20 protein-coding genes and 2 pseudogenes are annotated in these 20521 nt (G+C 47.4%); 18 read left to right on the forward strand and 4 right to left on the reverse strand.

Features of this window, described 5'->3' with window-relative positions; all coding sequences use genetic code 11:
* The first annotated feature begins 42 nt into the window (after positions 1-42).
* The 4 genes and pseudogenes from ACTWJ7_RS14195 to ACTWJ7_RS14210 all read left to right on the forward strand — a co-directional run bounded on the left by ACTWJ7_RS14195 (position 43) and on the right by ACTWJ7_RS14210 (position 5077).
* A complete protein-coding gene (locus ACTWJ7_RS14195) occupies positions 43-2019 on the forward strand; it encodes an AraC family transcriptional regulator (RefSeq protein ID WP_079349466.1) in 1977 nt (658 codons plus the stop codon).
* Between the two features lie 151 nt (positions 2020-2170).
* Positions 2171-3207, forward strand: a pseudogene (locus tag ACTWJ7_RS14200) (NAD(P)/FAD-dependent oxidoreductase).
* Between the two features lie 431 nt (positions 3208-3638).
* Positions 3639-4064, forward strand: coding sequence for a hypothetical protein (locus tag ACTWJ7_RS14205; RefSeq protein ID WP_443145552.1), 426 nt, complete (start codon positions 3639-3641; stop codon positions 4062-4064).
* 536 nt (positions 4065-4600) lie between these two features.
* Positions 4601-5077, forward strand: coding sequence for a hypothetical protein (locus ACTWJ7_RS14210; RefSeq protein WP_024630975.1), 477 nt, complete (start codon positions 4601-4603; stop codon positions 5075-5077).
* Positions 5078-5298: 221 nt separating this feature from the next.
* Here ACTWJ7_RS14210 and ACTWJ7_RS14215 read toward each other — a convergent pair.
* Positions 5299-5891: pseudogene (locus tag ACTWJ7_RS14215) on the reverse strand (thymidine kinase).
* 183 nt (positions 5892-6074) lie between these two features.
* On the opposite strand from ACTWJ7_RS14215, the gene ACTWJ7_RS14220 reads away from it, so the two are divergent.
* Complete coding sequence (locus ACTWJ7_RS14220) at positions 6075-6287, forward strand: hypothetical protein (protein ID WP_079349463.1); 213 nt, start codon at positions 6075-6077, stop codon at positions 6285-6287.
* Between the two features lie 217 nt (positions 6288-6504).
* Here the strand turns inward: ACTWJ7_RS14220 and ACTWJ7_RS14225 are convergent, their stop codons facing one another.
* The gene (locus ACTWJ7_RS14225; RefSeq protein WP_029881018.1) at positions 6505-6828 is read right to left on the reverse strand and encodes a DUF2627 domain-containing protein; all 324 of its coding nucleotides are present in this window, start codon (positions 6826-6828) and stop codon (positions 6505-6507) included.
* A gap of 225 nt (positions 6829-7053) precedes the next feature.
* On the opposite strand from ACTWJ7_RS14225, the gene lpdA reads away from it, so the two are divergent.
* The 5 genes from lpdA (at position 7054) to lipB (ending at position 13004) form a co-directional block, all read left to right on the forward strand.
* Positions 7054-8478, forward strand: coding sequence for a dihydrolipoyl dehydrogenase (gene lpdA, locus ACTWJ7_RS14230; RefSeq protein WP_079349462.1), 1425 nt, complete (start codon positions 7054-7056; stop codon positions 8476-8478).
* 138 nt (positions 8479-8616) lie between these two features.
* A complete protein-coding gene (locus ACTWJ7_RS14235; protein ID WP_024630969.1) occupies positions 8617-9645 on the forward strand; it encodes a thiamine pyrophosphate-dependent dehydrogenase E1 component subunit alpha in 1029 nt (342 codons plus the stop codon).
* 2 nt (positions 9646-9647) lie between these two features.
* On the forward strand, positions 9648-10634 hold the full coding sequence (locus ACTWJ7_RS14240; RefSeq protein ID WP_024630968.1) for an alpha-ketoacid dehydrogenase subunit beta: 987 nt from the start codon (positions 9648-9650) through the stop codon (positions 10632-10634).
* Between the two features lie 48 nt (positions 10635-10682).
* Complete coding sequence (locus ACTWJ7_RS14245; protein WP_301877676.1) at positions 10683-12134, forward strand: dihydrolipoamide acetyltransferase family protein; 1452 nt, start codon at positions 10683-10685, stop codon at positions 12132-12134.
* Positions 12135-12296: 162 nt separating this feature from the next.
* Complete coding sequence (gene lipB, locus ACTWJ7_RS14250; RefSeq protein ID WP_301877675.1) at positions 12297-13004, forward strand: lipoyl(octanoyl) transferase LipB; 708 nt, start codon at positions 12297-12299, stop codon at positions 13002-13004.
* A gap of 27 nt (positions 13005-13031) precedes the next feature.
* Here lipB and prli42 read toward each other — a convergent pair whose 3' ends face one another.
* Positions 13032-13133: a stressosome-associated protein Prli42 gene (gene prli42, locus ACTWJ7_RS14255; protein ID WP_090810668.1), complete on the reverse strand. Its 102-nt coding sequence runs from the start codon at positions 13131-13133 to the stop codon at positions 13032-13034.
* 83 nt (positions 13134-13216) lie between these two features.
* Here prli42 and ACTWJ7_RS14260 point away from each other — a divergent pair, with 83 nt between their 5' ends.
* Entirely contained in the window at positions 13217-14350 is a 1134-nt protein-coding gene (locus ACTWJ7_RS14260) for a M20/M25/M40 family metallo-hydrolase (RefSeq protein WP_301877673.1), read from the forward strand.
* A 125-nt stretch (positions 14351-14475) separates the two neighbouring features.
* Here ACTWJ7_RS14260 and ACTWJ7_RS14265 read toward each other — a convergent pair whose 3' ends face one another.
* Positions 14476-14610, reverse strand: a complete 135-nt coding sequence (locus ACTWJ7_RS14265) for a Z-ring formation inhibitor MciZ (protein ID WP_443145553.1) — start codon at positions 14608-14610, stop codon at positions 14476-14478.
* 120 nt (positions 14611-14730) lie between these two features.
* On the opposite strand from ACTWJ7_RS14265, the gene ACTWJ7_RS14270 reads away from it, so the two are divergent.
* From ACTWJ7_RS14270 to ACTWJ7_RS14300, 7 genes are all read left to right on the forward strand, one after another.
* Entirely contained in the window at positions 14731-15306 is a 576-nt protein-coding gene (locus tag ACTWJ7_RS14270) for an NUDIX domain-containing protein (protein WP_024630964.1), read from the forward strand.
* 2 nt (positions 15307-15308) lie between these two features.
* Entirely contained in the window at positions 15309-16526 is a 1218-nt protein-coding gene (locus ACTWJ7_RS14275; protein ID WP_301877672.1) for an endonuclease Q family protein, read from the forward strand.
* 185 nt (positions 16527-16711) lie between these two features.
* On the forward strand, positions 16712-17341 hold the full coding sequence (gene spoIIM / locus ACTWJ7_RS14280; protein ID WP_053784440.1) for a stage II sporulation protein M: 630 nt from the start codon (positions 16712-16714) through the stop codon (positions 17339-17341).
* Positions 17342-17449: 108 nt separating this feature from the next.
* Complete coding sequence (gene fur / locus ACTWJ7_RS14285) at positions 17450-17917, forward strand: ferric iron uptake transcriptional regulator (protein ID WP_024630961.1); 468 nt, start codon at positions 17450-17452, stop codon at positions 17915-17917.
* 156 nt (positions 17918-18073) lie between these two features.
* The gene (locus ACTWJ7_RS14290; protein ID WP_443145554.1) at positions 18074-18376 is read left to right on the forward strand and encodes a DUF4227 family protein; all 303 of its coding nucleotides are present in this window, start codon (positions 18074-18076) and stop codon (positions 18374-18376) included.
* 12 nt (positions 18377-18388) lie between these two features.
* Positions 18389-19279: a tyrosine recombinase gene (locus ACTWJ7_RS14295; protein ID WP_079349456.1), complete on the forward strand. Its 891-nt coding sequence runs from the start codon at positions 18389-18391 to the stop codon at positions 19277-19279.
* 178 nt (positions 19280-19457) lie between these two features.
* A complete protein-coding gene (locus ACTWJ7_RS14300; RefSeq protein WP_301877671.1) occupies positions 19458-20282 on the forward strand; it encodes a purine-nucleoside phosphorylase in 825 nt (274 codons plus the stop codon).
* Positions 20283-20521 lie beyond the last annotated feature (239 nt).

The following is a 20521-nucleotide window of genomic DNA, read 5'->3' on the forward strand; positions in this document are numbered from 1 at the left end:
ATGGTCTTTGTTCCGGGTGAGACTGGGATTGGAGAGTAATCGATGCAATTAAATGAACAGATGCAATGCTGGAATCAAGCGGCTGTTAAAATTCTGGATATACGCCGGATCGTCATGGAGGCAGGGGAAATACAGGAGTCATATTTGCTTCCGGCAAACGCTTTTATATACAGCGTTCGTGGTGCAGCTCTACTTAAATTGGATGGAAAAACACAAGAAGCACAGCGATTCTGTATTCTGCATGGTGGTAAAGGTTCATCACTGGATATTCGGGTGAGCGAAAAGTTTGAATATTATTTGCTGTTCTACAGGGCATTCCTTGTGTTTCCAAGTCATCGTAAAACATGGCGGTTGTCACAACCGCAGGTTGCTCCGTTTTCTTTGCAATACGGATTTACGCCGAGTGATCCTCTTACTTTAATGCGCTATATTGGTGCGCTGGAGAAAGCTTGGGATCAGGCAGACAGCCTGGACTTACTTCAAGTGAAAAGTTTGTTCTACCAATTTATTCATGAATTATCGTTTCAATTGGCACAGCAGGAGATCAGAACGGTGCTTCCAGACCCTATTGAGCAAACACTCCGCTACATACAGCAGCATTATAGGGAACAGGTCACTTTGGATTTTCTGGCTGAACAATTCAATTACAGCTCCCGTCATTTATCCATGCAATTTAAACGAAAGACAGGACACAGTCCGATTGATTATCTCATTCAAACAAGACTGGCCGCGGCCCGGAATCTGCTTATGCGATCGGATGCAACCCTGCGTGAAATCGCGGCAGAAGTGGGATACGCGGATGTGTATTATTTCAGCCGTATTTTCAAAAAACATGTAGGCCTTTCTCCCACGCTCTATCAGCGAAAAATAAGAGATCAGAGTCTGGCAGAGGATCGTCCATTACAATTCTCCGAATCGTCCATTGGCTGGAGATGGATGCGAGGATATATTGATTATGAGAATCATTATCAATATATAGACGGAGGGTCTACATTAATGAAAAGAAGAAAAACAAGCTCCAGCATGATTATGGTTGCACTTTTGAGCATCACATTGCTTTTATCAGCCTGTTCAGCAGGTTCCGCAACAACGCCGACAACGGGAGAAGGCACCAATGCGAACTCATCCAGCAGCACAGCGGCATCCTCGTCATCAGAATCAGGTAGCCAAACGAATAATGAAAATGGAACGCGCACGGTTCCCACGGTTAAGGGTGATGTTGTTGTTCCGGCAAATCCTAAACGGGTTGTTGTACTCTATCTCCAGGGAGACGTCGTTGCACTTGGAATTAAGCCCATTGCTACATCGGACGTATACGACGGGGCTGCATATAAGAATGAGCTTGAAGGTGTAAATTCACTGGGCACCTGGTTTGAACCAAATCCTGAAGCTGTCATTGATCTGGACCCAGATTTGATTATTGTTCCTTCAGAAGAGACTTACACGTTATTAAAAGATATTGCACCAACGGTGTATGTCCCATATGAGAAAATGACAACAGAAGAAAGACTCCACAGTATAGCTAGCATTTTTGGCAAAGAGCAGGAAGCTGACGTTTTAATTAATAATCTCAACAGCAAAGTAGAGGAAAGCAAACAAAAGCTGGCAGATGCTGGCATATTGGACAAAACGGTTTCCATTGTCGAGGGTGGTCTCAAAAGCATGTCGATTGCAGAAAGCAAGCAATATGGACGAGGCTCACAAGCCATTTATGAGTACTTGGAAATGAAAGCACCCGAAAAGGTTCAACAAAAAATAGATAAAGTATCAGAAGCTGCAGCTTCAACGGTATCCATGGAAGTTCTTCCCCAATACTTGGGCGACTACGTGTTTCGTTCGGTATATGAAGGGGCGGACAATCTGACGGATAACCCGGTATGGAGCAGTGTACCTGCTGTCAAAGAAGGTCGTTTAATTGAAATTGATTTTGATTTTTTCTATTATTCGGATGTATATTCAATCAACAAACAGCTCGATTTTGTCGTCGAACATTTACTGGCAGCTCCCAAAGTGAAATAGCGGGCCAACGGGATGGCAGTTTTGTATAAGAAATGTTTGAATTTTAGCCATTGTAATTTGATAAGTTTCCCATTAGACTAGAAAAATAGTGATAATGAGAATCGATATCAAATAGTCGAGCGCTTTGGATCGAACTGATGGAGGTAACGAAATGGATCAGCATTTGGAATTATATGATGTAACCATTATCGGCGGGGACCTGCCGGCATGTATTCTGCATTTTACAGCGGGATGCGTGATATGAAGACCAAATTGATTGAGGCGCGGGATAAATTGGGTGGTCGCATGCTCTTTTATCCAGAGAAAATGATCTGGGATGTTGGCGGTGTTACTCCCATTCTGTGTGAAAATTTGATCAAACAGCTGGAAGAACAGGCGAGAACATTTGAGCCAACGATTGTGTTTGAACAGCAAATTGAAGGATTTGAGCGTCAGCCAGATGGCACGATTCTGCTGACATCGGCTACAGGAGAACAACACTGGACACGTACCGTCATATTGGCGATCGGGTATGGTATATATAAAATGGCCAAGCTGGAGCTTGAAGGCGCTGACCGTTATGAGGTTACCAATCTTTACTATACGGTACAGGAGCTGGAACCCTTCCGTGGCAAACGTGTGCTGATTTCTGGTGGAGGTGACTCCGCTGTGGATTGGGCGAATGAGCTTGAAGCACTGGCAGAACAAGTAACGGTTGTGCATCGTCGTGACCGCTTTGGCGGATTGGAGCGCAATGTACTGCGGATGAGAGAATCCTCAGTGGATATTCGTACACCGTATGCCGTTGATACTTTGCACAGTCAAAGTGGTGAAAGCATCGAACAAGTGACAATATCCCATGTGGAGACAGGTGATAGCGAAATTCTTGATGTGGATGCGATTATCGTCAACCATGGCATGAAGAGTGATTTTGGTCCGATCCGTGATTGGGGACTTGATCTTGGTGAATGGCATGTCAGCACAACAGAGAAGCTGCAAACGAATATCCCAGGTGTCTTCGCCGCAGGAGACTTTGTCGATTACGGAAGTAAACTGTATCTGATAGCCGGTACTTTCACGGATGCAGCACTCGCGGTAAACAGCGCCAAACTGTATATGGATCCTGAAGCGGAGAAAGTTGCTTATGTGTCTTCCCATAACAGCCGTTTTAAGGAGAAAAATAAAGCGCTTGGTGTTGTGGAAGAATAGAATTTCTTCATACTAAGTTTAACTCAAACGAAGTAGTTTCGGCTAATGCCGGAACTGCTTTTTTAGCATCGGTTCGGGTATGAACTTCCCCTAATAGCACAACATAGAATAGGCACCGGAATTGAACACGTATCATCAACTGTCTATAATAAGCCATAGAAGTGAGAAAAAAACATCAAAAAATGTAAAACAGATTAGAGTGGAGTGCAGAATATGAAAAAAGAATTTCAACGTATATTCACATTGATTCATCGTTGGTTCAAAGATCCTGAGAAAAAACGAATCAAATGGTCTGAAATTTATCTCGCTGTTGCTGGGAAAATGCACCGACTGTTAGTCGAAGGACGTCGCACACGTTCAGCGGCGAGAAGGATGCATCAGGATTTGCCAATTACCGCTTTGGGCCAAATGAAGCTGGAGCCGGGGATATTGTGTATACGCCAAGTTCGGAATCGACCTATTACGCCGGGCATATGGGGATTATTGGACTCGATGGTAAAGTGTATCACGTTCACCCTTACGGGCCTGTATTTGCCGATTCGATGGACTGGTACATTACCCGCTTTTATGAAGGGGATCGTTTTATTGTATTTCGCTCCAGATTGAATCAGGCGGGGGTAAAGGCTGCGGAGTGGGTACAGGAACATTACAAACAGGTGAAATACTACCGTCTGCAGACGAATCTGCATAGTATTGAACGCAATTATTGTTCCAAGTTTGTCTATCAGGCGTACCAATTTACATCTGGACTTGACCTGTGGAGTCGCAAGTTTGCCAAGCTGAATCTGGGATATATCTATCCATTTCGAATCGAGCGTTCCCCTGAGCTTGAAGTTCTTGGGACGTTTTATAAATAAAGTTCCACCGATGAGGCCTGCTCTATTCTTTATTAAGAAGCTGGAGCAGGTTCTGTCGTTTTTTTTATATGCCTAGTGATTAAAAACAGGAAAAAGGCTCAAAACGTCGAATAGATTATGAGATAGACATGCAACTTGGAATCGTATACATAACCCATTGTAGGATCAATTATTGCCCAAGCATAAGCAGTTCTCCCCTTAGAAGGCAATCAAGGAAGAGAGAGAAAGAGATGAAATGGCTGAACTTCGTGCGTAGATTCAAATCAAACTCAAATGTAGTAAAACTATCCGATTATACTCCCAAGAAGGAAAGGAGGTACCATTGTTCCATTTGTAATAAAAAAGTGAAGTCCATCGTGCATTATGCGACTTCCCAGGGAAATGTTACAGGTGTATGCAGTTCTTGTAAATCATTGGCGGAACATCGAGGAATGTTACCCATTTAATAAGGAAGAGATACGCTCAGGAAATAACATTGCTTTGATTTATGAGCGTTTTTGTAGTACATTAGCAAATGTATTCGAAGGAGGATTCTAATGTACTCAGGTAGACAAGACGATACTTTATACATCATGACCTACACCTTAAACAGCGGTATCAAGGGTACGGTTCCACTGTCAAATAAGCAGATCATTGAGTGGCTGGATTGCTACAGAAATGAGAAGCGCTTCGTGACCGAAATCGGCAAGGAGTTTTTTGGATTGAATGCAGGATTGGTAGCAGATTTTAAAGTTCAGAATCATTTATCGGATTATCAGCAGACGATTATGCCTACACAGCAGCAGGATAACATGGAACGCTTGTCTAGTGCATATAAATCAACCGAGTTATTAATGAAGATTGATTGCAAATGTGGCACGGCATATGTTACGGAATCTCCATATAAGCGCACCAAATGGTACTGCACCAAGTGCAAAGAAATTGTATTTTTGGATGCCAAAAAAGGAATGGTAGAAACGTCGCGTGGCGACGCTTACTACATGACCAACAAATATTTTGTTTCCCGGGACTAGCGGGAGATGACGGATGGGAAGCATCGCTGCGAGGCGGTGCTTTTTTGTGTTCAGAAAGAATTAACAATCGAGATAAGTAGAGGTATATTAAGGGTATGCTGGTAAAATAGGAGCAATAGCAAAAAAAGCCCTTAGGGGCTTTTTTAAAATCTCAAGGAAAACTGTAGCAGCAAATACCGCTGATCAGAATCTATAGACGAATCATTGTAAGCTAAATCTGCTCAGCATTCAACTTTGTGAGGAGGGATGAAGCAGCAGCGGCAGCGTGGCTCGTAAGCCTCTGAATCGCCAATCATGACAACCGGGCCAAGCGTCACAGGCTCTCCATTAACGATACGCTGGGTAAAAGCCGCATCCGGGCTTCCACATACGGCACAGAATGCCGACAGCTTCTCGATGTCATCTGCCATGGCGAGTAAACCGCCCACATATCCGAATTCCTTGCCACGGTAATCCATATTCAGTCCATCCACGATGACATGTTTGCCACAGTAAGCAAGCTCGGAGACCAGTTCCATGATAGCACTGCTGAAAAATTGCACTTCATCAAATGCGACAACATCAGCATCTTTGGTCTGAGTCAGGATCATCTCCACAGATTCCGGGTCAATTGCCGGGGAATGGAATGGGCAGGCAGACGATAGCCGATACGGCTAACGATCTCGTCTTGGGCAAATCGATCATCTTCAGCAGGTTTGTAGGCAACGACCTTTTTACGGCCAAATTGAATTAATTTTTGACAACGGCGAATGAGTTCACCGGATTTTTCACTAAACATAGGTCCTGTAATTACGGTAATTCGTCCTGTTTGCACAGTTCTGCTACTCCTCTCACATACGGGATTCAACAAAAAAAGCGACCATTACAGAGTACCACAAAATCTTTAGTAAGAGCCAGAACTAATCTGAGCAGCTTTGTGTTACTATATGGATTGTTAAGCTGTTGGTTACGGCAGTGTAGTGCATGAACCAGGAGCGATTGAAAAGAGGTGTTAACGATGAGTGAAGCATTATCCGAATTGCAGGAGCGATATGAACGTTTGAAAGGGCAGTCGGCCCTTGACGAAGCTGCGCAGACGTTGTTTGCAGATTTATTCGCTGAAGCGGAGCGGCTGCAAGCCAGTAATCTGACGTTGCGCAGAACGATTCTGAAGTCCTCTTCCAAAGAGTCACGCATGTCCACCAAGCTGCGGGATGCATTATACGAATAACCCGGAGACTGCTCCGGGTTCTCTTCTGTCTGCAATTTACGGGGAAATAGAATACCTGCTGTAATTTTGGAAATCATGGCGAAGGTAAGGTGCAGAAGTAGAGGGCATCCATCCAGTGCAGCCCTTCAATATGGGTGTGAAGTAAGATGCCCGAAAGCAGTGGCATGCATAGTTAATTTAATACAAAGAACCGGAAAAAATGACAAAAAGCCCGGACTCAGGAAGTCGTACCGGGCGTATCTGCTTTATCGGCTGCGGGTGCGCTTTTGGACCGAAAACGGGGTCCTACATAATTACGCTTGCGGTCACGGAATAGAATCCAGCCTCCCAGAAAGCTCATGCCTGCGGCAAACAGGACAAGTCCTCCACCGAAGGAGAGCCATTGAAAACCTGGGGAGATCTGCTCGTTCCCATGCTCGGCATAATACAGGAAAAGGGCGTCTTTCATCATCAGAAATCCCTTCATGGCCATTAACCCGGGAATGACCAGAACAAGAATCGCCACAAAGCGTGCAAAGACAAGTCTAGTATTCATCACCATTAAACTCCTTCTGGTTGAAGTTGACGTAAAATAAAGGTTGCGCTTACAGGTCATACCTGATTCCATCATAGCTTGGTTTCCAGAAGCTGTCCATGCGTTTCAGAGTCAAATTTTGAGTTGGCTGCTCAAGGGGAGTACAATGGAATACAGATCATGTCTATGAAACAGAGAATCATCCGAATCATCATCTTACAAATTCATCGAAATTATAGGAGAACATAAGAGATGCCAATTACATGTGATGTTGCCATTCTTGGAGGAGGAACCGGAGGGTACGTTGCTGCCATCCGTGCTGCACAGTTAGGGAAACAGGTCGTTATTATCGAGAAGGATAAGCTGGGGGGCACCTGTCTGCATCGTGGCTGTATTCCGAGCAAGGCATTGCTGCGAAGTGCGGAAGTGTATGCGGAGATTCAAGAGAGTGAAGCTTACGGTATTGAGACAGCTGGGGCAACACTTGTATTTCCGAAAGTGCAGGCGCGCAAGGATGCGATTGTAGAGCAGCTTCATCAAGGTGTGCAGTATTTAATGAAAAAAAATAAAATTCAGGTCGTTCACGCCAATGGGCGCGTCATCGGACCTTCCATTTTCTCTCCTCAGAGCGGTGCAGTGGCTGTCGAGTTTGAAGATGGCGAGATGGATACAGTGGTGCCAACCAATCTCATTATTGCTACTGGTTCTCGCCCGCGGGTGCTGCCAGGTCTTGAGCCAGACGGCAGGTACATCATGAGCAGTGATGAGGCTCTTCGAATGGACGAACTTCCTGCATCTCTGATCATTGTAGGTGGTGGTGTGATTGGTCTCGAATGGGCCTCCATGCTGAATGATTTTGGGGTTGAAGTTACAGTTGTTGAAGCCGCCGCTCATGTATTGCCAGCAGAGGATGAAGATGTAGCGAAGGAAATGCAGAGACTGCTTGGCAAACGCGGTGTTCATTTCCTGACAGGGGCCAGCGTCCTGACGGAGACATATAGCGTGGAGAAAGACGGTATTCAGATTGATATCAAGCTGGGAGACGAGAAGCAAGAGACCCTGAGAGCAGACAAGATGCTGGTGTCAGTTGGTCGTCAGGCCAATGTCGAAAATATCGGACTCGAAAATACGGATATCAAGCTTGACCGTGGCTTCATTGCTGTGAACAACCATTTGCAAACCGGTGAGGGACATATTTATGCCATCGGCGATGTCATCGGCGGATTACAGCTTGCACATGCAGCGAGTCATGAAGGTATTCTGGCTGTGAATCATCTGGCGGGTGAAACGGTACATGCTGTCGAATCGCATCGAATCCCGCGTTGTGTTTATACACGTCCGGAAGCAGCGAGTATCGGATTCACGGAGCGTGAAGCCAAAGAGCGCGGTTATGAAGTCAAAACAGGCAAGTTCCCGTTCCAGGCGATTGGAAAATCCTTGGTTCATGGAAGCCGGGATGGATTCGTGAAGGTAATCGCCGATGCCAAGACGAATGATATATTGGGTGTACATATGATCGGTACCCATGTGACGGAACTGATCGCTGAGGCCTCTCTGGCTCAGATGCTGGATGCCACACCTTGGGAAGTGGGACAGACGATTCATCCTCACCCTTCTTTATCGGAAATCATGGGTGAAGCTATGTTGGCAGTTGACGGAAAAGCGATTGGAATGTAAGCCTGACAGGCTTATGAGAAAGGTCCTTTCCTTTTTGGGCAAATGGGATTATAATAAGGTTAAGCCAAGTCTTAGTACCAGGTTATAAGATCGGGTAGTAAGACGGGCACAGGCTCTGATTAAAAGGAGGTACCTCATATGAGTTCACAAGGTACTGCAGACGCGGTCCATCGGCATGAACAGCTGGGACTTAGCGATGGTGAAGTATTGGATATGTACAAATACATGCTGCTCGCACGTAAGTTTGACGAGCGCTGCTTGCTCTTGCAACGGGCCGGCAAAATTAACTTTCACGTGTCCGGTGTAGGACAGGAAGCTGCGCAAGTAGGGGCTGCCTTCGGTCTTGACCGGGATCACGATTATTATTTACCATATTACCGGGATTATGGCTTTGTACTGGCAGTGGGCATGACTCCACGTGAGCTGATGCTGTCTGCTTTTGCAAAGGCGGAAGATCCGAATAGTGGCGGACGGCAAATGCCGGGTCACTTTGGGCACAAAAAGCTGCGGATTGTTACGGGCTCCAGCCCGGTTACCACACAGGTTCCGCACGCTGTAGGGTTTGCACTTGCTGCCAAAATGAAGAAGAAAGAATTCGTTTCTTTTGTAACGTTTGGCGAAGGGTCAAGCAACCAGGGCGATTTCCACGAAGGTGCCAATTTCGCAGGGGTTCATAAACTTCCTGTGATTATTATGTGTGAGAACAATCAGTATGCCATCTCGGTTCCGATCCACAAGCAGCTTAGTGGTAAAATATCGGATCGTGCACTTGGCTACGGGTTCCCCGGACTTCGTGTAGACGGAAACGATGCGCTGGAAGTATACGGTGCAGTCAAAGAAGCTCGCCGACGCGCAATCGCTGGTGAAGGACCTACGCTTATTGAAGCGATGATGTATCGTTTGTCTCCGCATTCCACTTCCGACAATGATCTGGCTTACCGGACGAAGGAAGAGGTTGAAGAGAACTGGAAGAAGGACGGCGTCCTTCGCATGAAGAACTATCTGATCGACTGCGGCATCTGGGACGAAGCCCGGGATGCGGATCTGGCTTCCCAGCTTGCGTTGGAAATGAAAGAAGCGACTGAATATGCAGACAACGCGCCATATCCAAAACCTGAGGACACTCTGACGCACGTTTATGCGGACAGCGAAGAAGGGGGACGGTAAGCATGGCGGTTATGGAATATATTGATGCAATCCGTCTCGCGATGAAAGAAGAGATGGAGCGGGATGAAAATGTCTTTATCCTTGGTGAGGATGTAGGGGTCAAAGGCGGCGTTTTCACTACAACCAAAGGGTTACAGGATCAGTTTGGTGAAATGCGTGTCATGGACACACCTTTGTCCGAATCAGCCATTGCAGGTGTAGCCATTGGTGCTGCGATGTATGGCATGAAACCTATTGCTGAAATGCAATATTCGGATTTCATGCTGCCTGCAACGAATCAGATTATTAGTGAAGCGGCCAAAATCCGCTATCGCTCCAACAATGACTGGAGTTGTCCGATCGTTATTCGTGCGCCGATTGGCGGCGGTATTTTCGGTGGGTTGTATCATTCCCAATGTCCGGAATCGATCTTCTTTGGCACACCGGGTCTGAAAATTATAGCTCCTTACTCGGCATACGATGCGAAGGGACTGCTCAAGGCAGCTATTCGCGACCCGGATCCGGTACTCTTTTTTGAGAACAAAAAATGCTACAAGCTGATCAAGGAAGATGTGCCTGAGGATGATTACATCGTTCCGATTGGTAAAGCCAACGTGCTTCGTGAAGGAGCAGATATTACAGTTATCGGTTACAGCCAGCCACTTCATTTTGTCATGCAGGCTGCCGAGGAGCTGGAGCGTGAAGAAGGCATTACTGCTCACGTTCTGGATCTGCGCACATTACAGCCGCTTGATCGCGAAGCCATCATTGCATCCGCTCGTCTGACAGGCAAAGTGTTGATTGTGCACGAAGATAATAAAACAGGTGGTGTAGGAGCTGAAGTGGCAGCTATCATTAGTGAAGAATGCCTGTTCGAACTGGATGCGCCGATTCAGCGTCTCTGCGGACCGGATGTACCGGCAATGCCGATTAGCCCAACATTGGAGAAATTTTATATGCTGAGCAAGGATAAAGCCAAGGAAGCGATGCGTACGCTTGCCGAGTATTAATTCGTGTAGTGAGATCGTTTAAAAGCAAAGTTTGGAGTGATAAAACCAATGAGTATGAAATGGATCGAGGTCATTATGCCGCAGCTGGCGGAATCGCTGGTCTCGGCTACCATTGCCAAATGGTTGAAAAAACCGGGTGACCGGGTTGAACAATACGAGCCAATCTGTGAAGTCATTACGGATAAAGTCAACGCAGAAATTCCGTCAACCGTGGATGGAATTATGGGTGACCTGTTGGTCGAAGAAGGCACGACCATTGCTGTTGGAGAAGCGATCTGCCGTATGCAGGTTGCTGCTTCCGATGAGGAAGCCTCGGAGCAGGTAACACCAACCACGCAGCAACATAATGAGGCCCAAGGCCATGTACAACAACGTGCGAGTTACACACCTGCGGCAGGTGCAGCGAGTACGGCAGTTCATGATCCCAATCAGCCAATGCGTAACCGGTATTCCCCTGCGGTGCAGACACTCGCAGCCGAACATGGCTTGAACTTGCAGAATATTCAGGGTTCTGGAGCAGGTGGTCGGATTACCCGTAAGGATGTGCTGGCTTACGTTGCACAAGGAGGTAACACAAGTGCTGTGCCTGCAGAGTCTGCTGTTTCAGGACAGCATGCACCTTCAGGAGCGCCTTCTTCTTCACCATTCAGCGGCCTGAACCGGAGCGTCGGAGAAACCGGCACATCTCCGGCGGAGTCTATCCCTGCAGCTGATGCAGGCGTCCCTGTAAGACATTCCGGCATACATCTGACTGAAAGTCCGAAAATCCCGCAAATCGAAGTCGAGGGTGGCGGACAGGGAAGATCCGAATATTTCATCGACGTTACCCCTGTTCGCAATGCTATTGCACGTAATATGCGTCAAAGCGTATCGGAAATTCCGCACGCATGGACGATGATTGAAGTGGACGTGACCAATCTGGTAATGCTGCGCAACAAACTCAAAGATGAGTTTAAGCGTAAGGAAGGCATTAACCTGACGTATCTGTCCTTCATGATGAAGGGCGTCGTCAACGCCATTAAAGACTATCCAATCATGAACTCCGTTTGGGCTGTCGACAAAATTATTGTGAAACGGGATATCAACCTGTCCATGGCAGTCGGTACAGAAGATTCTGTACTGACACCTGTAATCAAACACGCGGATCAGCGCAATATTGCAGGTTTGGCCCGGGAAGTGGATGAGCTGGCACGTAAAACACGTGAAGGTACTTTGAAGCTGGACCATATGCAGGGCGGTACGTTCACGGTGAATAATACGGGATCATTTGGTTCGATTCTGTCGCAACCTATTATTAACTACCCGCAGGCGGCGATTCTTACATTTGAGTCCATCGTGAAGAAACCTGTGGTCATCAATGACATGATTGCTGTCCGTTCCATGGCGAACCTTTGTCTTTCCCTGGATCATCGTATTTTGGATGGGGTCATCAGCGGACGTTTCCTGCAACGTGTAAAAGAGAATCTTGAGGGATACACGATGGAATCGAAAGTGTATTAAGAGAGAGCGTATGCATCATTTCAATGACTTACTAATGATGCCCCGGCGCTGAATAGATGGATATTGGGAAAGTGTATGTGCCAAAGGCCGTGCACTTTTCCCGTTTTCTTCAATAATGCTCATCAGGCAATGAACATTGAAACAGAAGGGTGTGGAGAAATCATGAGCAAGCCGCTGGATGTTGTATACATACCGATGCTTGATTATGAAGAGGCTTGGAACCGCCAGAAAGCGATTGTGCAGCAACTGGATGAGGGAGAAGGAGCGGAACAGATGCTGTTGCTCCAGCATCCACCGACGTATACGATCGGTTCACAGAATCACCCGGAGCACCTGCTTCTCAGTGAAGATGAACTGCGGGAGCAAGGCATCTCCTTGTTTCAAATTGACCGCGGCGGTGATATTACTTATCATGGCCCTGGCCAATTGGTAGGTTACCCGCTGCTTGTTCTTGGACGGGATGAAGCTTTGGATTTACATGGCTATTTACGCTGTCTGGAACAGATGATTATTGATTATCTGGCTGATCAGGGTATTGAAGCGGGACGCAAAGAGGGTTACACGGGTGTATGGATCGGAGATCTGAAAATTGCCGCCATCGGCGTGAAGTTCAATCGGTGTAAACATCGGCGTGGCTTCGTAACGAGTCACGGATTTGCTTTTAATATCACCTCCGGCATTCAGCACGCAGGTTTCCAGGGAATTATTCCTTGCGGCATTGAGCAGTATGGTGTGACCTCGCTCGAGGATATTACAGGCAAAACCTACACTGTGGAACAGGTTGCGCAGGATATCGTTCCATACTTTAACCGGATTTTCCCGTATGAGATTACCTCGATCACAGAAAAAGAAGCCCTTCTCCGTCTGTAAGTCAGACAGTCAAAAGGCTTCAGGTTTCTATCCGAACAATAAAGGTTCGAGCGCAATGAAAAGGGTGGACCCAATCATGGCGAGCAGCATGAGATAGATAATGATGCGGAACCATTTCTTTTTTTGCATGATGAGAGAACTCCTTTCAACAAATGAATAAACAGACCATAGTAATTGTATTGTAACGTATTGACGAAAGGTAGGAAAGTCCTATGATAAAACAGCAGCGCGTTATTGATCAGTTTATGGAACTGGTGCAGATTGATAGTGAGACAACCCATGAACAGAATATATCCAAAGTGTTAAAAGAACAATTTACCCAGCTTGGCCTCAGCGTATATGAGGACGACACGATGGAGAAAACCGGACATGGCGCGGGTAATCTCGTGATTACCTGGGAAGCCGAGGGTGCGGAAGAAGCAGCGCCCATCTTTTTCACCTGTCATATGGATACCGTAACTCCTGGACAGGGAATTAAACCTGAGCTGGGTGAAGACGGCTGGATTCGCAGTGATGGCACGACCATTCTGGGTGCAGATGACAAGGCGGGAATTGCCGCTTTATTTGAAGCGATTCGAGCCATTCAAGAGAACAACATCCCTCACGGGAAAATTCAATTCGTAATTACTGTCGGTGAAGAATCGGGTCTGGTTGGTGCACGTGCAATGAATCCGAAGGATATTGAAGCCGAGTTCGGTTATGCCCTGGATTCCAACGGAGCTGTGGGTACAATTTGTGTGGCTGCTCCAGCCAGAGCGGAAATTCAAATGAACATCTATGGGAAATCCGCTCATGCGGGCGTGAATCCGGAAGACGGCATCAGTGCCATTCAAGTGGCCGCCAAAGCAATTGCGGCGATGAAGCTGGGACGGATTGATGATGAGACTACGGCGAACATTGGCAAATTCCAGGGCGGTTCAGCACTGAACGTTGTCTGTGATTTTGTGCAGATCGAGGCTGAGGCACGCAGTATTGTGCAGGAGAAGGTAGAACTGCAAGTAGCTCAGATGCGTGAAGCTCTGGAAACGACATGCCGCAAATATGGTGCAACCGCTGAATTCCGAAGTGAGATTCTGTATCCTGCATTTGGCTTCCATGATGAACACGAGGTTGTTCAGCTTGCACAGCGTGCTATTCGAAGCCTGGGGCTGGAGACCAGCACGTTTGCATCCGGAGGCGGCAGTGATGCCAACATCTTCAATGGGTTCAATATACCTACGGTCAACCTGGCTGTAGGCTATGAAGATATCCATACGACGAAAGAACGCATCCGCGCCGAGGATATTGTGAAGCTGGCCCAAGTGGTTGTGGCTATTATTCAGGAAACGGCTGCAAGTAATAAGTAATTCAAGGAGACGGGGCTTAAACTCCCCGTCCTTCAACCAAAAAGTCCGAATCCGGTACAAACCGAGTTCGGACTTTTTGGCAAAACCATGTTATATTTCATGGGTACGACAGACCCTGAACAGAATCATTTGCGTCCAGCGAGCATATCGATTAATTTGGCTTCGGGACCCGACTCACGAACCCATTGTTTGAGGATGAGCTGGACTTGTCTGGCTTGTCCGACCACGTGTACGGATTGCGGTGTTAAATAACTGTTCATTGGTTGTCCCCTGATTCGTTATATTGGCTTGAAATGGCTATAAGCTCACCATATGCCAAAAAACAGAGGTTTATACGTATAAAGAGAACCAAAATTTGAAGAAGTGGAGTTGAAGATCAGATGAACTCAACCAATCCTAAGCACCTGGCCAATCCAAAACTTGATGAAGAGACGATATCCACAGAGCCCATTTTCAAGGGTAAAGTCATTTCGCTACAGGTTGACACCGTGAAGCTGCCCAACGGCCAAACCGCTACCCGTGAGATTATCCGTCATCCTGGAGCAGTCGCAGTGCTCGCCCTGAATGGCGATCGCATGTTGGTGGTAGATCAGTATCGTCAAGCCATGGGACGTACCGAAGTGGAAATTCCGGCAGGCAAGCTGGACCCGGGAGAAGAACCTGAAGTGGCAGCAGCACGCGAATTGCGTGAAGAGACTGGTTATGTAGCCAAATCACTGCGGCACCTGCGTTCATTTTATACGTCACCCGGATTTGCGGATGAGATCATCCATTTGTACATCGCCGAAGAGCTGGAAGCAGGAGACATGGCTTTGGACGAAGATGAATTTCTCGAAGTGTCCGAGATTACGATTGAAGAGGCATACGAGTTGATGGATCAGAATCGGATTAGTGATGCCAAAACGATGATGGCTGTGTATGCCTGGGATCTTTACAGAACGACAGGACGGTTTTAACGATGAATGAGCAACGGGCAGCGTCTGCGGGTTGGGATCCCTGTTATGCAGACCTCCACATTCACATTGGCCGAACCTCACGTGGTGAAGCTGTCAAAATCAGCGGCAGCCGGGATCTGACATTTGAGAACATTGCCAGGGAAGCCTCGGATCGCAAAGGAATTCATTTACTCGGTGTCATTGATTGCCACTCTCCGGTTGTGCAAATGGACATCGAACAGCTGCTGGAGAATGGCACGATGTCCGAACTTGAGGGAGGGGGCATTGCTTATCAGGATACAACCATCCTGCTGGGTACGGAATTGGAGCTGCGTGAACCGGGGATGCGGGAGTTTCATATGCTGGCCTACTTCCGTGATCTGAAAACGATGAAGTCCTTCACGGACTGGATGAAACGTTATATGAAAAATGTGAACCTGAGCTCTCAGCGGGTGTATGTCCCTGCGCTTGAGATGCAAGCCGAGATTAAAGCGCGGGGTGGTCTTGTTGTGCCAGCGCATGCTTTTACTCCGCATAAAGGCATATATGGCAGCACAGCCCCTCGTATGGCTGATGTGCTGGACCCAAGCCTGATCGATGCCGTCGAGCTTGGACTCAGCTCCGATTCATCCATGGCCAGCTACATTCGGGAGCTGGATCAAGTTCCTTTTCTGACCAACTCGGATGCTCATTCTCTGGGCAAGATTGGACGAGAGTATAACGAGTTGCAACTCGCAAAGCCTTCCTTTGACGAATTCAACATGGCACTCAAGGGACAGGAAGGCAGAAACATTACGGCCAACTATGGCTTGGATCCGAGACTTGGCAAATATCATCGTACCTATTGTGCAGCCTGTGGAAGCATTATGGATGAGCAAGCGATGTCGGCTGAACGCTGTCCACACTGTGGCAGTGTGAAGCTAGTGCAGGGTGTACTTGATCGCATATTGGCCATCGCTGATCGGGAGAGTCCGCATGTTCCAGCAAACCGGCCTGCTTATCACTATCAGGTGCCGTTGGAATTCATTCCAGGTTTGGGGAAAGCCAAGCTGCGCCAGCTGCTGGACCGCTTTGGTACGGAAATGAACGTATTGCATCGTACAAGTGAGGTTGAACTTGCAGAGGTCGTTGGACCTGTTCTCGCAGGCCTCATCGTGGCGGCACGGAATGGTCAACTGGAATTGTCATCCGGAGGCGGAGGCACGTACGGAAAGGTGTCTAACAAGGAAAGATCAGAGTAGAGAAATTTGTAGTAGGCTCATAAAGTGATTTAGCAAATGGGGTGTTGAAACGACATTGGTCTTGAAGAAGGAAGATGAATCTTGGACAAGAGTCATACGTGTGCATTCCGGTTCATAAGAATGACTATGAGGATTACATTCGAAATCCTTGCAGCATGATAACCGGAAAGGGGACTCGCACCTGTATGCGCTCTGCCTACTTCACATTCAAAGGCCAAACCTCGTTATATGTATTCGTGGCTGTTTTGTTTCTGGTGGGTGTCATTTTTGGCGCCCTGATGGTCAACGCCCTGTCCCTTGAACAACGCCAGGATCTTGAAGGATATCTGGGCAATTTTTTTATGACGGTACAGCATAGCGGACAAGTCGTTGAAACCGGGACCTATTGGGACATTGCCATGCTTCATCTAAAATGGGTAGGTCTGATCTTCATTCTGGGTTTATCGGTCATCGGCCTGCCGGGCATACTGGTTTTGGACTTTCTGAAAGGTGTGCTTATTGGATTTACAGTGGGTTACCTTGTCGGACAGTATTCCTGGAAAGGGTTATTGTTTGCTCTGGTTTCCGTTGCACCTCATAATTTATTTGTGATTCCGGTACTGCTGATTTGCAGTGTGTCGGCCATGACCTTTTCCTTATATATTATTCGGAACCGTGTTCTGATGCAGCGGACGCCAGGCCGTCAGAAACCTTTTGCTTCTTACATGGTGTTGACTCTCGTTATGGCAGCGCTGCTGTTAGGGGTTGCGTCATTTGAAACATGGGTCACACCTGCGATGATGCGTTGGGTCACGCCGATGTTACTACCTGCTTAGCTTGCGCTGTGAACGTGTAAAATGTTGACTTTAATTATGTACTCCCCCTATAATGAAAGAAGTGGGTTAAGTTGCAGTGTGCAGTGATTTCCTAGGGGGAGGGAGAAAATGGAAGCACGGATCGATAAAATTAAGCAGCAACTACAGTCCCAAGGATATAAATTAACGCCCCAGCGGGAAGCCACCGTAAGAGTACTTCTTGAGAATGAAGAAGATCATCTGAGCGCAGAAGACGTATTCATGCTCGTGAAAGAAAAGGCTCCCGAAATCGGTCTGGCAACCGTGTACCGTACCCTCGAACTGCTGAGTGAGCTGCATGTTGTAGAGAAAATCAACTTCGGCGACGGTGTAGCGCGTTATGATCTACGCGGAGATACATCCAAGCATCACCATCATCACTTAATCTGTGTTCAATGCGGAAGTATGGATGAAATACGTGAAGACTGGCTTGGACCGCTTGAAGAGCGACTGGAGCGGGAGTTTAACTTTTCGGTAGTAGATCACCGACTGGATTTCCATGGGATTTGTTACCGTTGCAAAGCTAAAAATGACCAGAAGCCCAAAGATGAAGAATAACATAGCATATCTTCAAGCTCTCACCGGCGGTTTTGACGGGAGAGCTTTTTTGGTCCAGCGTGTGATGTAAGGTTTACCCTGAATGTCATATTCCTGTGTTTGCGGACATACCCTGATTCTAGACGAATCAGTTCGAACCAGGAGGGGGTACAACCCATGATTATATCGCTGCGGAGAGGGCTCCGTTTTATTCGATTTATCGTATTTTTTGCTGCATTAGTTTATCTGTTCTATCATGTCTTGGATTTGTTCAACGGCTGGATCTCACCTGTGGACCAATATCAGATGCCAACAGGAAATGCGGTTAAAGTATTTCAGGAAACGGTTTGGCCTAGTAACGGGAAGGACGTCCTACGATGGCAGAGCGTCTCCGTTTATTCTATTGGTACGGAGAGTAGCTGGACAGCCAGGGATGCAAATACGGAAGCAGGTTGCCCGTGTGGCAGTCCTGTCAGATGAGGAGCGTTGTGCATGAAGCAGACGATACACGCCTATGCCTTATACTTGGAAGAGGATAAAGGGATGTCGAGCAGCACGCTGGAATCGTATCTTCGGGACGTGGACAAGTTCATCGAATTTGCGGATAAAGAATACGGTATCCGGGAAGCGGAGCAGGTGCGACGGACGCATGTGATCCTGTTTATAGGTCAGCTGAAACAGGCAGGTCGTGCGAATGCTACCATTGCTCGCAGTGTCGTATCCCTGCGCTCCTATTTTCATTTTTTGATGCGGCGTGGTGAGATATTACAGGACCCCACGTTTGATGTGGAGGCTCCAAAAGCAGACAAGACACCACCACAGGTGTTAACCATCCAAGAGATCGAATTGCTGCTCGCATCCCCCGATACTCGTTCACCGCAGGGGGTTCGTGACCGGGCCATGCTGGAACTATTGTATGCAACAGGCATTCGCGTCTCCGAACTGATTGCGCTGGACGTTCGGGATGTACAGCCAGGTATGCGCTTTATCCGCTGTGGAGGTGCCGGCAAAGAACGAATTTTGCCCATAGGTGCGCCCGCCGCTCAATGGGCGAGTGTTTATGTGAATGAGTATCGCAACCTGTTAATCAAAAATGAGGCGGACGAGCAGGCTCTCTTTGTCAACGTGTCAGGCAGAAGATTAACCCGTCAGGGCTTCTGGAAGCTGCTCAAAAAAGCAGCGGTGGATGCGGGAATCTCAGGCGAAATTACGCCGCATACGCTGCGTCACTCCTTTGCTGCTCATCTGATTGCCAGTGGGGCAGATACACGTGCGGTGCAGGACATGCTCGGTCATGTGGAGCAGCCTGGGCAGCAGTATGGACATCATGGTCGCAAAACGATGAAAGAGATATATGAATCTCATCATCCGCGGGCAAAATAGTTTTTATATGGTTACAAATCTGCAAAAAAAAGCGGAACAATAGTCCAATTTAGGATAAAATAAATTGAACACACGTAAACGCCGTTATACATAAGCAAATGCATCAATTCAGTGTGTATGTTTCGATTGTTGCATTTGCGGATACAGACGGAACGTTTCAACTCAAGGGGAACATCTTATGACAGCATTAAACCAACAGATGATTTTGGAAGCGGCATCTTACATCCAAAACAAAAGTTCCATTAAGCCGGAAGTCGGTTTGATTTTAGGTTCAGGACTTGGCATTTTGGCAGAACTGATTGAAGATGGCGTCAGCATCGCCTATCAGGATATTCCGCATTTTCCGGTGTCCACAGTCGAGGGACATGAAGGCGAATTACTGGTTGGAACCATTAAAGGCCGTCCGGTCGTCATGATGAAAGGTCGTTTCCACATGTACGAAGGATATGGCCCTGAACTGACAGCCTTCCCGGTACGTGTTATGAAAGAACTGGGTGTGACTTCCTTGCTCGTAACGAACGCAGCAGGTGGTGTGAATACCTCATATGAAGCCGGTGACCTGATGCTGATCTCGGATCATCTGAATCTCACAGGCAAGAATCCGTTAATCGGACCGAATGACTCCGCGCTTGGAGTGCGTTTCCCGGACCTGTCCGAAGCCTATAGCCGCCGTTTACGCGCGCTGGCGAAGGACACGGCCGCTTCACAAGGTTTTGATGTACGTGAAGGTGTATACGCAGGTATGCTCGGTCCGAACTACGAGACACCAGCTGAGATCGTGATGCTGCGTACACTGGGTGCAGATGCTGTGGGGATGTCGACGGTTTCCGAAGTCATCGTGGCACGCCACGCCGGCCTGGAAGTGCTCGGTATCTCCTGCATCAGCAACATGGCTGCCGGCATTCTGGACCAGCCGTTATCGCATGATGAGGTTATGGAGACGACAGAGCGTGTTCGTGAATCTTTCTTGGCCCTTGTTCTGGCTGTTATTCCACAAATGTAAGTTGTAATATAGAGAAGCAATCTTCCCTCGTGAGAATCATTGGGGCAGATTGCTTTTTTTATTTCTTTGCTGTAACAAGCTGCTCATCAACGAAGTGAGTGAAGGCGCTTTTTTTTGTGTTTCACACCGATTACATAAAAAGTTCGGGAAATCATTCTTTACATGGAATAATTTAGTCCAAACGGGCCGACAATGATTAGCAGTACATGCATGGAACATGCAGTAAGCAAGTCATTTGA

The sequence above is a fragment of the Paenibacillus sp. 1A_MP2 genome, from assembly GCF_052244825.1.
Classification (GTDB): Bacteria; Bacillota; Bacilli; order Paenibacillales; family Paenibacillaceae; genus Paenibacillus; species Paenibacillus vandeheii.